General features: G+C 73.9%; 16 protein-coding genes. 2 read left to right on the top strand and 14 right to left on the bottom strand.

The genetic code is table 11. The annotated features are described in order from the left end of the window. Window positions 1–30: 30 nt before the first annotated feature. The 4 genes from ptsP to ACPYO6_RS11040 all read right to left on the bottom strand — a co-directional run bounded on the left by ptsP (window position 31) and on the right by ACPYO6_RS11040 (window position 3,618). On the bottom strand, window positions 31–1,740 hold the full coding sequence (ptsP, locus tag ACPYO6_RS11025; RefSeq protein WP_425714913.1) for a phosphoenolpyruvate--protein phosphotransferase: 1,710 nt from the start codon (window positions 1,738–1,740) through the stop codon (window positions 31–33). After that, window positions 1,740–2,006: an HPr family phosphocarrier protein gene (locus tag ACPYO6_RS11030; RefSeq protein WP_425714914.1), complete on the bottom strand. Its 267-nt coding sequence runs from the start codon at window positions 2,004–2,006 to the stop codon at window positions 1,740–1,742. The genes ptsP and ACPYO6_RS11030 overlap by 1 nt, the downstream gene beginning before the upstream one ends. Before the next feature lie 174 nt (window positions 2,007–2,180). After that, a complete protein-coding gene (locus ACPYO6_RS11035) occupies window positions 2,181–3,257 on the bottom strand; it encodes an Fpg/Nei family DNA glycosylase (RefSeq protein WP_425714915.1) in 1,077 nt (358 codons plus the stop codon). Beyond that, complete coding sequence (locus ACPYO6_RS11040; protein WP_425714916.1) at window positions 3,250–3,618, bottom strand: MGMT family protein; 369 nt, start codon at window positions 3,616–3,618, stop codon at window positions 3,250–3,252. The genes ACPYO6_RS11035 and ACPYO6_RS11040 overlap by 8 nt, the downstream gene beginning before the upstream one ends. A 21-nt stretch (window positions 3,619–3,639) precedes the next feature. On the opposite strand from ACPYO6_RS11040, the gene ACPYO6_RS11045 reads away from it, so the two are divergent. Further along, window positions 3,640–4,344, top strand: a complete 705-nt coding sequence (locus ACPYO6_RS11045) for a hypothetical protein (RefSeq protein ID WP_425714917.1) — start codon at window positions 3,640–3,642, stop codon at window positions 4,342–4,344. Between the two features lie 43 nt (window positions 4,345–4,387). Here ACPYO6_RS11045 and ACPYO6_RS11050 read toward each other — a convergent pair whose 3' ends face one another. From ACPYO6_RS11050 to ACPYO6_RS11060, 3 genes are read right to left on the bottom strand one after another with little or no spacing between them, the layout of a single operon-like run. Continuing rightward, window positions 4,388–5,299 carry an alpha/beta fold hydrolase gene (locus tag ACPYO6_RS11050; protein ID WP_425714918.1) on the bottom strand — a complete coding sequence of 304 codons (912 nt, stop codon included), beginning with the start codon at window positions 5,297–5,299 and terminating at the stop codon, window positions 4,388–4,390. 3 nt (window positions 5,300–5,302) lie between these two features. Further along, the gene (locus tag ACPYO6_RS11055) at window positions 5,303–6,082 is read right to left on the bottom strand and encodes a hypothetical protein (RefSeq protein ID WP_425714919.1); all 780 of its coding nucleotides are present in this window, start codon (window positions 6,080–6,082) and stop codon (window positions 5,303–5,305) included. 29 nt (window positions 6,083–6,111) lie between these two features. Then, window positions 6,112–6,555, bottom strand: coding sequence for a ribose-5-phosphate isomerase (locus ACPYO6_RS11060; RefSeq protein WP_425714920.1), 444 nt, complete (start codon window positions 6,553–6,555; stop codon window positions 6,112–6,114). Between the two features lie 45 nt (window positions 6,556–6,600). On the opposite strand from ACPYO6_RS11060, the gene ACPYO6_RS11065 reads away from it, so the two are divergent. Then, window positions 6,601–8,664, top strand: coding sequence for a M13 family metallopeptidase (locus ACPYO6_RS11065; protein WP_425714921.1), 2,064 nt, complete (start codon window positions 6,601–6,603; stop codon window positions 8,662–8,664). A 93-nt stretch (window positions 8,665–8,757) separates the two neighbouring features. Here ACPYO6_RS11065 and ACPYO6_RS11070 read toward each other — a convergent pair whose 3' ends face one another. The 7 genes from ACPYO6_RS11070 to ACPYO6_RS11100 all read right to left on the bottom strand — a co-directional run bounded on the left by ACPYO6_RS11070 (window position 8,758) and on the right by ACPYO6_RS11100 (window position 13,812). Further along, complete coding sequence (locus tag ACPYO6_RS11070) at window positions 8,758–9,531, bottom strand: hypothetical protein (protein WP_425714922.1); 774 nt, start codon at window positions 9,529–9,531, stop codon at window positions 8,758–8,760. 181 nt (window positions 9,532–9,712) lie between these two features. Beyond that, window positions 9,713–10,459, bottom strand: a complete 747-nt coding sequence (locus ACPYO6_RS11075) for a hypothetical protein (RefSeq protein WP_425714923.1) — start codon at window positions 10,457–10,459, stop codon at window positions 9,713–9,715. 166 nt (window positions 10,460–10,625) lie between these two features. Then, window positions 10,626–11,369, bottom strand: a complete 744-nt coding sequence (locus tag ACPYO6_RS11080; RefSeq protein WP_425714924.1) for a hypothetical protein — start codon at window positions 11,367–11,369, stop codon at window positions 10,626–10,628. A 77-nt stretch (window positions 11,370–11,446) separates the two neighbouring features. After that, window positions 11,447–12,079 (bottom strand): hypothetical protein, encoded by a 633-nt coding sequence (locus ACPYO6_RS11085; RefSeq protein ID WP_425714925.1) that lies wholly within the window; start codon window positions 12,077–12,079, stop codon window positions 11,447–11,449. A gap of 96 nt (window positions 12,080–12,175) precedes the next feature. After that, a complete protein-coding gene (locus tag ACPYO6_RS11090; protein ID WP_425714926.1) occupies window positions 12,176–12,445 on the bottom strand; it encodes a hypothetical protein in 270 nt (89 codons plus the stop codon). 16 nt (window positions 12,446–12,461) lie between these two features. Continuing rightward, window positions 12,462–13,013 carry a hypothetical protein gene (locus ACPYO6_RS11095; RefSeq protein ID WP_425714927.1) on the bottom strand — a complete coding sequence of 184 codons (552 nt, stop codon included), beginning with the start codon at window positions 13,011–13,013 and terminating at the stop codon, window positions 12,462–12,464. 43 nt (window positions 13,014–13,056) lie between these two features. Continuing rightward, window positions 13,057–13,812 carry a hypothetical protein gene (locus tag ACPYO6_RS11100; protein WP_425714928.1) on the bottom strand — a complete coding sequence of 252 codons (756 nt, stop codon included), beginning with the start codon at window positions 13,810–13,812 and terminating at the stop codon, window positions 13,057–13,059. Window positions 13,813–13,962: the final 150 nt, after the last annotated feature.

Raw genomic sequence — 13,962 nt, forward strand, 5'->3', positions numbered from 1 at the left:
ACGACAAACGCCTACGGCGCCGTCGTCCACTCAGACCGCGAGCACCTCCCGTGCCTCCGGTCGCAGGAGATGGACGACGGCGTCGCGCGCCCCCGCCGCGTCGGCGGCCGCGAGCGCGGCCTGCGCCATCGCTTCGCACTCGGCCAGCGTATGCGAGCGCAGGGCGTGCCGGACCGCCGGCAGCGCACCAGCCGACATCGACAAGCTCGTCACGCCCATGCCGGTCAGGGCGAGCGCCATGAGGGGGTCCCCGGCGGACTCGCCACACACGCCCACAGGCTTCCGGGCGGACACCCCGGCCGCCGCCGTGCGCGCGACGAGCTCGAGCACCGCCGGCTGCCACCGGTCGAGGAGGTCGGCGAGCCCGCCGAGCAGCCGGTCCGACGCCATCGTGTACTGGGCCAGGTCGTTCGTGCCGAGCGAGGCGAAGTCGACGTCGGCGAGGACGCCGTCCGCGCGCAGCGCCACGGCCGGGACCTCGACCATGACGCCGAGCCCCACGCCGTCGGTGAGCCCGGCCTCGCGGGCGGTCGCGACGAACTCCGCCGCCTCGCCGGCCGTGGAGATCATCGGCGCCATCACCCAGAGCTCGGCGGCGTCGGCACCGGCCTGGCCCCTCGCGCTCGCGAGCGCGCGCAGCTGGTCGCGGACGATCTCCGGCATCGTGCGCACGAGCCGGTAGCCCCGTACGCCGAGCGCGGGATTGTCCTCGTCCGCCTGGTTGGCGAAGGCGAGCGGCTTGTCGGCGCCGGCGTCGAGGGTCCGGACGACAACCTTCCGTCCGGCGAACGCCCGCAGCACGGCCGCGTACGTCTCGGCCTGAGCCTGGACGGCCGGCGCCTCGGTGGCGTCGAGGAAGAGCACCTCGGTGCGGAAGAGCCCGACGCCCTCGGCAGCGGTCGCGGCCGCGCGCTCGGCGTCGGCGACCGTGCCGATGTTGGCGAGCAGCTGGACGGCGTGCCCGTCGGCGGTCGCCCCGGGTTCCCGGTCGGCCTCGAGCGCGTCCAGCGCGGCCGAGCGGCGGTCGAGCTCGCCCCGAAGTTCGTCGTCGGGATCGAGAACGACACGGCCGTGCGCGGCGTCGACGGCGACGATCTCCCCGTCCGCGAGCCCCGTCGCGCCGGCGGCCCGGACCACGCACGGCAGGCCGAGCTGGCCCGCGATGATCGCCGTGTGGGAGGTGGGCCCGCCCTCCTCGGTGACGATGCCGAGGACGAGGTCGAGGTCGAGCGCCGAGGTGTCGGCGGGCGAGAGGTCCCGCGCGACGACGACCGCCGGCTCCTGCAGGTCGAGTCCCGGCTCCGGCTGTCCGGTCAGGCGCGCGACCACCCGGTCGCCGACCGAACGCAGGTCGGTGACGCGCTCGGCCATGTAGCCGCCGATGGACTCGAACGTGGTGGCGAATTCCTCTACCGCGTCGTGGACGGCGTGCGCGCGGCCGGTGCCGGCGCGCACGAGCTCGGCGGCGCGGGCGGAGAGCGCGGGGTCACCCGCCATGAGCGCGGCCGCACCGAGCACCTCGCCGAGGGTGGTGCCCTCCGCGGCAGCGGACCGTGCCGTGAGGTCCTCCTGGACGGCGGCGAGCGCCGCCTCGATCTCGGCGACCGCCGCCTCCGGGTCCGCCGGCGCGGGCTCGTCGGCAGGCAGCTCGGGCCCGCCCCGGACCTGCCGCACGGGGCCGACGACGCCGCGTCGGCCCACCCCGATGCCGTCCAGTACGCCCTCGGTCGTCGCGTCCATCAGTTGTCCTGCGGGTTCTCGAGGCGCGTCGCCAGCGAATCGACGGCCTCGTCGGCACCCTCGCCCTCCGCCGCCAGAACCACGGTGTCACCCTGCTTCACGCCGAGGGACATGACGGAGAGGATCGAGCTCGCGGATACCGGGGCGCCGTCCACCTTCGAGATGGTCACCTCCGCACCGGACGCCGTCGCCGCCGCGACGAACTCCTGAGCGGGACGGGCGTGCAGCCCGTGCTCGGAGGCGACGATCACTGAGCGCTGGGGCATGGTGACTCCTTCCGCATGGCCGGTGCCAGGGTCGGCATCGACGGTGGCGCCCAGGATAGAGGCGACGACAGGTCTCGTGGTGCCTCGGTGGCGCCCTGGGGGACAGCTGGTCGCATGCCCGAACCGAGGAGCCTCCGCCGCGTCGGCGGTGGCCACCGGCGGCCGCCTCCCCGTCTACGCCGCCCGCGCGCGCGAGCGCAGCAGACGCTGACACTTCCCGCACCAGAACACGGTGCGGCCCGCCATGTCGTCGATCGATACGGCCTGCCCGCACACGTGGCAGGCGCGCCCCGCACGCCGGTAGACGTACCAGCGGAAGTCGGCCTCCTCGTCGGTGGCGCGCTCGGCGGCCCGCGCCCACGAGTCCGGCCGCGGCGCGCGGCGGTCCTCCGGGCGGGTCGTGACGATGACGCCGTGCTCGACCCCGTCGGCCAGCAGCCCCGCGACGTCGTCCCACATCGCCCGCAGCCGCGCCACGCTCACGGCCCGCCCCTCGGTTCGGGGGTGGATGCGCGCACGGTAGAGCGCCTCGGCCCGGTAGATGTTGCCGACCCCCGCGATGACCGACTGGTCCATGAGCAGCTCGCCGATGCCGCGGCGGGTACGGCGCACGGCGGCCACGAAGCGGTCGGGGTCGGCGTCGGGGCGCAGCGGGTCGGGCCCGAGCCGCTCGTGCACCGCGTCCTTCTGACCCTCGTCGATGAGGTCGCAGCGCGCCGGGCCCGTGAGGTCCGCGACCACCCCGTCGGTGAGGAGCCGCAGCCGGACGGTCGGGCGCGGCTCGGGCACCACGAGCTCGGCATAGCCGTGGTCCTCGGTGTCCATGGGATCGGAGGGCACGACGTCGACGGCCAGGCTGTCGTCCCCGCCGGTGTCGACGACGCCACCCGGCGTCGTCCCCCGCCCCGCCCCGGGCGAGACGGCACCGGTCCCGTCGCTCGCCGGGCCACCCTCCGCGGGCCGGCGCGGCGCCCCGATCGCGTGCGGGGCGAACCCGTTCGCGGTGACGAACGACCACGCGCCGTAGAGGCCGAGGTGGACGTGGACGAACCGCGGCTCCCCGCCCGTGGGCGGCTCGAGCTCGACGAACAGGTGCTTGCCGTGCGCGCCGGTGCCTGTCACGCGCCACCCGTCGATCGCCTCGGCGCCGGCGGCGAACCGCCCCTGCGGGGAGGACGCGCGCACCACCGCGCCGGTGAACAGCGAGTCGAGCATGGTCGCGAGGCGCCGGATCGAGTGACCCTCAGGCATGCCGGTCGGGTGCCTTCCACTCGGTCGGGGCGTCCCACAGCGCGCGGCGCAGGTCGATCATCGTCGGCACCAGCGGCTCGAGCGGCGTGCCCTCGTTCTCGTACCGCGCGCTCGCCTCGGCGCGGAGCTGGCGTGGGAGCGTCCCGTCTGCGCGGACCACCCGCCACCAGGGCACGCGGTATCCGTGGCGCGAGAGGACGGTGCCGACATAACGGGCGCTGCCCCGGCCGGTGACGTCGCGGACGGCCTCGGCCACGAGGCCGTAGGTGGTCGCGCGACCGGCGGGGACCTGCTGGGCGACCTCCAGCACGAGCTCGGCGAGCTCGGTCGTGGCGATCCCCACGGGCTGCGGTGCGGACATGCTCCTTATGATCTCAGCATCATGTCCTCCTCCACCCTCCCCACGCCCGCCTCCGCCGACGCGCACGGGGCTGGTTGCTCACACTGCGACGACTCCGTGCCCCACGAGCACATCGACGTCCGCGCCGAGCTCACCGCCGCCGCCCGCCGTTCACGCACCCGTTCCGCGCTCGTCTGCACGATCGCCGCCGTGCCCCTCGTCGTCGGGCTCGTCGGCACGTTCGTCACCGGGGACGGCGCGCGCGCCGGGCTCCTCGCGCTCGTCGTCGCCGTCGGATGGCTCATCGCGTCGGCGCTCGGCGTGCTCCTCGTCCGGCACCTCGGTCGCCGGTCCTCCCGGCTCGGCCTCGCGGCCGGAGCTGCCACGACGGCGGCACTCGGCCCCGTCATCGGGCTCGCCGGGGCGGCGCTCACCGGGGTGTCGCCGGTCGTGTGGACCACGCTGGTCGCGGGCGGCGCGTGGTGGGCGGCGTCGGCGATCGCCGACGCGCTCGCCACCGTGGCCTGGCGCCGCTCGCTGTTCGAGCCGGGTGACGCGGCGGAGGCCGCGCGCGTCCAGGCGATCGCCGGCCGGGACGAGGGGCTCGACCTGCCGCTCGCCTGGCTCGTCCAGGGTCCGGCGGTGGGTGTGGCGGCGATCTTGTCGGGGCCGCTCGCCGCAGCGGTGGTCCTCCTGGCCGCGCTCTGCGCCGCGCTCAGCGTGCGGGGCTCGGCCCGTCGCCGCTGAGGCGGTCAGGAGCGGTCGTCTGCCTCAGGTGGGCGGATGTCGATCATTCCCTGGACAAACCTTGTGACTGCACGAGATCGAGGATGACGCGCGCGGTCTCGTCGGGCGCCGTGACCATCGGCCAGTGGCCGGCGTCGATCTCCCGGTAGCGCCAGCCGGGGCTCTCGGCGGTGACGTGCGACGTCGGCGGGTCCGTCCGTAGGCAGCGCACGTAGCCGAGGTCGAACCCGGCGTCCGTCAGCTCGAGGTCGGCGGCCGGCTCGGCGTAGGTGCCCAGCGGCTGGCCGCTCACCCGCTCCGCCATCCATGCGTAGTCGTCGTCGGTGAGGCCGTGCCCGGGGAACAGGGCGTCGATCTCCTGGCGGGTGAACCAGGGCGTCGCGCCGTCGACGGCGAGCAGCGGCATGACCTCCGACGCGCCGGGTCCCTGTTGGTCGAACCACGAGCGGCCGGGCGTCGGCAGGACGGCGTCGATCATGACGACGCTGCGGACCGGTGTCGTGCGCGGGGCAGGAATCCCCTCACTCGTCGCGGGAGTCCGGGCCGAGATCCGCTCACTCGTCGCTGGTGGAGGCGTGCTCGCGCGCTGCCGGGCGAGGACGCCCGCGACGATGAAGGCCGCGAACGAGTGGGCCACGATCGTCACGCCCTCCGGGCCGGGCGGACCCTGAGCCGCACTCTCGACTCCCGGCGAGCCCAGATCCGGGCCCTCACCCGCACTCTCGGCACCTGAGGCGTCATCCGTTTCGACCGTCTCAAGGGCGGCGACGACGTCGTCGACCCAGGAGGTCAGCGTCACCTCGGCGGCCGGGGTCGGGTCGCCGTCGATGCCGCGCAGGCGCGGGGTGACCACCCGGTGGCCGGCCGCCTCGAGCAGCGGCGTCACGCGTTCCCAGATCCACCCGCCCAGGCCACTGCCGCCCAGGAGCACGAGCGGCGCGGGGCGGCCGTCCACGCGCTACTCCTCGATCGTCACAGAGTCGAGGATCGCCTCGAACAGGGGCTCGGCCGCCTCGAGCTCCTCGATGGGTGCCGTCAGCGTGAGCCCGGCCATCGCACCGTCCGCGAGCTCGAGCGGGTAGATCCGCTGGATCGCCGGAAAGCTGTAGGGCGTGAGGTCGACCTCGTAGGGCGTCACGGTCTGGCCGGCGACCTCGCGGGGCTCGATCTCGGTGAGCGCGTCGGCGGGGGCGCCGTCGGCTTCCACGAGCTCGAGGTAGCTGCGACCGTCCACGAACTCGGCGGTGTAGACGGTGAGCACCCCGGCCGGGTAGATCAGCGTCCCCGAGGAGCCGACCATCTCGATCTCGGCGCCCTCCGGCGGCGGCGCAAGCATGTCGGTGAGGTCCATCCACTCGGCGGGCCAGACCAGCGACACCGGGGCGATGCCGCCGGGCGTGCCCTCGCCGCTGGTCGCACCCGCGTCGGAGGCCGCCTCGTCCGCATCGGAGGCTGCCTCGTCCGCCCGGGAGGAGGCCTCAGCCTCGGCCTCGCCCTCGTCGGACGGAGCCGCGTCGGAGTCGGTCTCCGAACCGCCGTCGTCCTGGCCGGTGCCGTCGGAGCTCTCCGACTCAGCCGGCTCGGTCGTTGCCGGCGGCGCCTCGGTCGTGGCGGCGTCGGTGGTGTCGTCGTTGTCATCGCCCCCGCACGCGGCGAGGACCAGTGCGGTCGCGAGCGAGGCGCCCGCGAGCGCAGGGGCACGGCGCGGGGCGGCCGGGCGGTTCGTCGTCGTGCTCATGGACCTCATGCCGTTGCCCCTCTATCCGTTCACGACTCGAGCTCGGCCACCTGGTCGATGCGCCGCTGGTGGCGCGCCTCGCCCGAGAACGGCTCGGCGAGGAAGGCGTCGACGATCTCGAACGCCTCCTCCTGGGTGTGCATGCGGGCGCCGACGCCGACCACGTTGGCGTCGTTGTGCGCCCGGGTCAGGCGAGCGGTCTCGACCGACCAGGCCAGACCGGCGCGCACGCCGCGCACCTTGTTGGCGGCGATCTGCTCGCCGTTGCCGGACCCGCCGATGACGACCCCGAGCGAGCCGGGGTCAGCGACAACCGCCTCCCCGGCCTGGAAGCAGAAGCCGGGGTAGTCGTCCTCGGCGTCGTAGGTCTCGGCGCCGTGGTCGACGACCTCGTGACCGGCGGACGCGAGGTGGGCCGAGAGGGCGGACTTGAGCTCGAAGCCGGCGTGGTCGGCGGCGATGTGGACGCGCATGGCGCACAGTGTGGCACGCGGCATGCCACGCATACGCTGGATGCCATGACCTCACCGAGCACCGAGCAGCCCGTCGACCTCGAGAGCTACGTGGACCGCGGCGTCCGCCCGCAGGACGATCTCTTCCGCCACGTCAACGGACGCTGGATCGCCGAGACCGAGATCCCGTCCGACCGCGCGCGCATCGGCGGGTTCGTCGACCTGCGCGACCGCTCCGAGGAGCGGGTCCGCGCCCTCATCGAGGAGCTCGGCGAGGCGGCCGCGACGGGCGAGGACGCCGGGTCGGTCGCCGAGGCCGGCGCCGACGCCGCCGCGGAGAACCCCGACCCCGCGGGTGCCGCGCCCAAGATCGGCGCGGTGTACGCGATGTTCATGGACGAGGCCGCGATCGAGGCCGCCGGCGCCGCCCCGCTGGAGGCGGACCTCGCACTCGTCCGCGGTGCCGACGACCACTCCTCGCTCGCCCGCGTCATGGGCGAGCTCCAGCGCACGGGCGTCTCCGGCATCGCCGGCATCGACGTCTCCCCCGGCATCTCCGACCCGGACTACCTCGTGTGGTTCGCGCAGGACGGCATCGGCCTGCCGGACGAGGCCTACTACCGCGAGGCGGAGCACGCCGCCGTACGCGAGGCGTACGCGGGGCACGTCGCCCGGCTCCTCGAGCTCGTCGGTGCCGTCGAGGCCGGGGAGGGCGCGGGCGCCGCGGAGCGGATCCTCGCGCTCGAGACGCGTATCGCCGCGCACCACTGGGACGTCGTCGCCACCCGCGAGGCGGACAAGATCGACAACCCGATGTCCTTCGTCGAGCTCGCCGGCTCGGCCCCCGGGCTCGACTGGGACGCCTACCACGCGGGGCTGCGCCTGCCCGAGGGCGAGCTCAAGCTGCTGGTCGCCACGCCGTCCGCGCTCGTCGGCGCCGCGCAGACCTGGGCGGAGACGCCGCTCGAGGACCTCAAGGTCTGGCTGTCCTTCCACGCGGCGGCCTCCCGTGCGTCCCTGCTCACCGAGGAGATCGTGGCCGAGCGGTTCGACTTCGCGGGGCGCACGCTCACCGGCGCGCAGGAGAATCGCGAGCGCTGGCGCCGGGGCGTCGGGCTCGTCGAGGGCCTGCTCGGCGAGGACGTCGGCCGGCTGTACGTCGCGCGGCACTTCCCGCCCACGCACAAGGCGCGCATGGACGAGCTCGTGACCAACCTCGTCGAGGCATACCGCGTCTCGATCGACGGGCTGGACTGGATGAGCCCCGAGACCAAGGAGCGGGCCCAGGCGAAGCTCGCCGCGTTCAACCCGAAGATCGGGTACCCGGAGATCGTCCGCGACTCCTCGGGCCTCACCGTGACCGAGGGCGACCTCGTCGCCACCGTGCGCGCCGGGCGCGCGTACTGGTGGGACGACGAGATGTCGCGCTACGGCGGCGAGGTCGACCGGCGGGAGTGGCTGATGACGCCGCAGACCGTCAACGCGTACTACAACCCGGTGTGGAACGAGATCGTCTTCCCGGCCGCGATCCTCCAGCCCCCGTTCTTCGACCCGGAGACCGACGACGCCTTCAACTACGGCGGCATCGGCACGGTGATCGGCCACGAGATCGGGCACGGGTTCGACGACCAGGGCTCGAAGTTCGGCCCCGACGGCCAGCTCGAGAACTGGTGGACCGACGAGGACCGCGAGCGGTTCATGGAGCGCGCGAACGCCCTCATCGCCCAGTACGACGGCCTCGTGCCCGCCCAGCTCGGCGAGAGCTCGGAGGTCTCGGTCAACGGCGCCCTCACCGTCGGCGAGAACATCGGCGACCTCGGCGGGCTCGACATCGGCCTCAAGGCCTACGCGATCGCCCTGCGCGCGCAGGGGGTCGACAGCCTCGACGACGCTCCGGTGGTCGACGGCCGCACCGGCCTGCAGCGCTTCTTCACCGGGTGGGCGCGCGTGTGGCGCTCGAAGCACCGCGACGAGGTGCTGCGCACGCAGATGTCCACCGACCCGCACTCCCCCGACGAGTTCCGCGCGAACGTCACGGCCTCCAACCTCGACGCCTTCCACCGGGCGTTCGACGTCCAGCCGGGCGACGGTGGCTACCGGGCCCCGGAGGAGCGCGTCGCCATCTGGTGAGCCGGGCGGGCAGCGCGCGGCCGACAGTCGCGCAGGACGGCGCATCGCCGCCACGACGGCGGTGCGCCGCAGTCGCCGTCCCGACCTCCGACGTCACCCGAGCGCCAGGGAGTCGAGGACGGTCGCGACGTCCTCCTCGACGACGTCGGTCCTCTCGGCGGTGACGACGAACATGACGAGCACGACGACGCCGTCCGGTCCTGGCACCGGATAGGCGATCGTGTCCCACTCCCCCGACGTGCTGCGCGCCTCCCAGCGCGTCACGCTCTCGCCGGCCACGTCCCGCGTCCCCGCCTCGACGATGCTCGCCGGGTCGTTCCCGCGCGCCGCAAGGAGGCCGGGCATGTCCGCGACCGGACCGTCGGCCGGTTCCACCACGACCGTCGAGCCGGCGATCGTGCCGTCCGCGGTCGCTGTGGCCATGGCGAGCGAGCCCGGCGGGAGGTTCGCCGCCGCGGCGGACTGCTCCTCCCACGCGTCCGGGTAGGTCACCGAGAGGGCCAGCGCCCCGTCCGGTGCCGGGGCGCGGTCGCCGGACGGCGCCGCGTCCTCCGATGCGGAGCCGGTCCTCGTCTCTGTCTCCTCGGTCTCCGGATCGGGCTCGGGTGCGGGTACGGACGAGGGCGAGGTGTCGGAGCCAGGGTCGGGATCCACCGGTCGTTCGTCGTCGTCGGGCGGGGTGTCCGACCCGGCCCCGGACTCTGAGGACCGGGCCCCGTCGGGCGCGACCGTCCCGTCCGACGCGCCCGTCGGCTCGCCGTCGCCGCACCCGGCGAGGGCGAGGCCGGCGGCGAGCAGGAGCGCCGTGAGGGAGGTGCCGCGAGCGGCGTTGCTGGACCCGGAGCGTGTGCGTGTGCGTGTGCGCATGCGGCCAGGCTGGCCGCGCGCAGCACCTCGGGCGGCTCGTCATCCACACGTCCGCTCCGAACCGCCACCTGTCCACATCCACCGGGACGGCGCACCACGACGAACGACGACGGCGCCACCCGCGATCGGCGACGCCGTCGTGCGACCCGCGAGGCGGTCCCTCGGGACGGCCCTCGGCCGGTCAGCTGATCTCGATGGAGTCGAGGATCGCCTCGAAGTCCTCCTCGTGGCTGTCGAAGTCGTCCACCGGGGACTGGACCGAGATCTCGACGTACGAGCCGTCCTCGAGCGGGAAGCCGTAGGCGCGCTGGCGCATCTCGCCGTCGCCCAGGTCCTGCGTCGTCTCGATGCCCTCCGCCTCGTGCCCGCCGATGTCGCGCGGCTCGAGCTCGGTGAACTCCGACGTGTCCTGGCCGCTCTGCGCGAACAGCTCCATGAACGTGCCCTCGCCGATCGTGCCGGGCGCGTACCGGATGACGCGTGCCCCGGTCGGGAACGGCTCGGCCGGGTCGAGCGCGTAGGCGTGGGTTTCGGCCACCCCCTGGGGCAGGCCGGCGCTGTCGGTCTCCAGGTCCTCCCAGCCCTCGGGCCAGGTGATGTCGATGCGTTCCTCGGCGGCAGCGCTCCCCGACTCTCCACCGGGGCCGGCCGAGCCGGACTCGCTCCCGGTCTCGGGCGGCAGGCCCGCGGGGTCGTCGGACCCGGTCTCGGACCCGGAGCCCGATTCGGCGCCGTCGTCGGACCCGGACTCCGCGCCGTCCCCCGCGCCGCCCGACGTGACCTCGGGCTCCTCCGACGTCTGCGGGGAGTCCTCGGTGGTGGTCGTCTCCTCGTCGTCGCCCCCGCCGCAGGCGGCGAGCGTGAGGCCGGCGCCGAGCGCGACGGCCGCGACAAGGGATCGACGGACAGGCGTGTGCATGATCCTCATGCCCTCCACTGTGCATCAGGGCGCCACAGGCGTGGGACCGGGATCCGCACGGGGCTCCCCCACCATTCGTGCCGACACCCATCACGCACGACGACGGCGCCGCCCGAGGTGGGCGACGCCGTCGTGCGACCTGCGGGGCGGTCCCTCAGGACCTCACCTCAGCGGGTCAGTTGATCGTGATCGAGTCGAGGATCGCGTTGAAGTCCTCCTCGTTGGCCTCGAACTCGTCGGCGGAGGACGAGAGGACGATCTCGACGAACGAGCCGTCCTCGAGCTGGAAGCCGTAGGCGCGCTGCACGATGGCGGTGCCCTGGGCGTCCTGCTCGAACTCGAGGCCCTCGGCCTCGTTCCCGTCGATGTCGCGCGGCTCGAGCTCGGTGTAGGCCGAGGTGTCCTGGCCGCTCTGCTCGAGCAGCTCGATGTAGGAGCCGTCGCCCATGATGCCGGGCGCGTAACGGATGGCCGTGACGTTCGTGGCGAAGCTGGCCGAGTCGGTCGTGCCGTAGGCGTGCATCTCCTCGACGCCCTCCGGGATCGGCATCTCGCCGGCGGCCGCGGACAGGTCCTCCCAGCCCTCGGGCCAGGTGATCTCGATGCGCTCCTCGCCGGTGGCGCCGCTCTCGGACTCGCCGCCGGGCGCCGCGCCGGCCGAACCGGCCTCGCTCTCGGTCTCCGGGGGGAGGCCCGCTGCGTCGTCGGACTCGGTCTCGGACCCGGTCTCGGCGGCGTCGGACTCGGTCTCCCCGCCGTCCGAGGGAGCCTCGGGCTCCTCCTCGGTCTCCGGAGCCTCCTCCTCGGTGGTGGTCGTCTCCTCGTCGTCGCCCCCGCCGCAGGCGGCGAGCGTGAGGCCGGCGCCGAGCGCGGCGGCCGCGACGAGGGAGCGACGGACAGGCTTGTGGGTGATGTTCATGTGAACCACTTTCCGGTAGGGGTCTGTCGAGTACGGGAAGGATCGACGGGGAGATCTCCCCGTGGGACCTTCCTCACTCAGTCGATGACGACGGATGCGAGGATCTCGTCGAAGGTCGGTATGAGGCTGGCGAACTCGGTCTCCTCGGCGACCAGGGTGATCTCCACGAGACCGCCGTCGTCGAGCTCGACCGGGTAGAGGTGCTGGACGACCGAGCCGGTCCCGGGGTCGGTGACGCGCTCGTACGGGGTGACGGGGGTTCCGTCCACCTCCCGTCCGGGCAGCTCGAGGAGCTCGGCGAGATCGGTCCCCTGCTCCTCGAGGATCTCGGCGTACGACCGACCCTCGGTGGTGGACTCCCCGAACGACATGACGACGACGGAGGTCGCGAACTGGTTCGTCGGGTCGCCGTACGCCTGGACCTCGGCCCCCTCGGGGGTGGTCGAGATGTACGGCGACAGGTCTTCCCAGCCCTCGGGCCAGGTGATCTCGACCTCCGGGCCGTCGAACGGCTCGGCGGTCGGGCTCTCCGACGACGACTCCGACGACGACTCGGACGACGACTCGCCCGAGCTCTCCGTCGAGGGGGTCTCCCCCGACGTGCTCTCGGAGTCGTCCTCGCCCCCGCCGCAGGCGGCGAGGAGGAGCGCACAACCCGCGGTCGCAGCGAGTGCTGCGGCGGCGCGGACGTGCGTCGGTCGGGTGCTCATCGCCCCCACGCTTGCACCACCGGCGCGATCTCGCATCCCTGCCCGCCGTGAGATGAACCGCACGCGACACGCCGCGGAGGTACCCGTCGACGCCCCTCAGTCGACCGAGATCGAGTCGATGATCGCCTGGAAATCCGGCTCGAACTCGCCGAACGTGGCCTGGGGTGCACCCACGACGACCTCGAGGAACTGGTCGTCCTCCGTCATCAGCCCGTAGCCGTGCAGAAGCTGGTCCTCCACGCCTTCGGTCTCGAAGACGATGGTGACCTCGTACCCGTCCGCCTCGGTGCCGAGGATCTCCCGCGGCTCGATGAGCGCCGCGTCCTGCCCGGGCCCGTCCGGCGTGGAGCGGCAGTGATCCACCATCGACTCGGCGTAGTCGTCACCCCAGTAGCCCGGCTCCCACAGCGTGATCCGGACGTCGGCGGGGCCGGTGAGGGTCAGCGCGCTGAGCGTCTCCTCCTGCCCCCCCGCTGCCCGGCTCCTGGGGCTGAGCCTCCCATTCCTCGGGCAGTGCGACCGTCACGCGGCCGTCCCCGACGGCTGCCGGATCACCCGGCTCGACGGCGTCGTCGTCGGAACCGGCCGACCCGGTCACGCGCGAGTCCGAGCTCGACTCCTCGGGTGCGGAGGTCGCGTCGTCCGTGCCGGACTCCTCGGCGCTCTCGTCCTCCGAAGGCGTCTCCCCGGTCGAGGTCTCCCCGCTCGGGGCCGCCTCGCTCGGGGCCACGGTGCCCTCGGGCGCGCCGACCGAGGCCGGCGGCTCGGGAGCGGGGCCGGGCGTCGAGTCGTCGTCCCCGCCGCAGGCGGCGAGCACGAACGTGAGGGAGAGGGCGAGAGCGCTGACGCCGAGACGTCGGGCGGACGGACGCGGAGCGGTGGGAGACGAGGCGGACGGTTGCGGGCCGGTCGGACGCGCGGCGGGAACACTCACGGCCGGATCCTTCGTCACGACGAGCTGGAGGCGGAGGCGTCGGTCAGTTGATGACGACCGAGTCGAGCGCCGCCTCGAAGGCCTCCTGGTGCTCGTCGACGGACTCGATGCCCGCCGAGTACACGATCTCGACGGCGCTGCCGTCCTCGAGGACGACCCCGTATAGCTGCTGGCGGTACGTGATGCCCTGCTGCGACGCGTCGGTCGAGTACCCCTCGGCCGGGTGCCCGCCGATCTCGCGCTCGGGCAGGTCGCGCAGGCTGGAGGGGTCCGCGACCTGCGGCTCGGCAAGATCGCGGTACGAGCCGCTCGGGACGGTGCCGGCCGGGTAGGCGACGACCACGATGTTGGACGTGAAGGTCCCGGGCTCCGCGTCCGGCACCGCGTAGGCCTGCACCTCGAGCGGTGCCGTGCCGGCGGCGAGCTGCTCGCTCACGTCGGTCCAGCCCTCAGGGAACTGCATCTCGACCTGGGGCACGTCGCCGGACCCCGCGGCGGCGTCGGAGCCCTCCTCGGTCGGCTCCTCCGTCGCGTCGTCGGAGCCGTCCTCGCTCGTCTCCTCGTCGGCGGGCTGCGTCTCCTCGGCAGGCTCGGTCTCCTCCGCCGGCTCGCTCTCCGTCTCGGAGGTCTCCTCGTCGGTGGGCTCGCTCTCCTCGGCAGGCTCGGACGCCGGAGGGTTCTCGTCGGGCGAGGGCGCGATCGCGGAGTCGTCGTCACCGCCGCAGGCGGCGAGGGTGAGGGCGGTCGCGAGGGTGAGGGCCGCGGCGGCGGCGTGGCGGGGGGACGTCGAGATCTGCATGGCCGAAGTCTCTCATCCCGCACACGGTGACAAGATGCGTCGTGCGGCGAGTTCTCCCCATGGTTCCGCGGTTCGACGGTTCCACAGATCGGCGGACGCACCGAGGCCCGGGACCCCTGCAGGGGTCCCGGGCCGCGGGCGACGTCGGAC

Source organism: Georgenia sp. Z1344, assembly GCF_049856295.1.
Lineage (GTDB): Bacteria > Actinomycetota > Actinomycetes > Actinomycetales > Actinomycetaceae > JB111.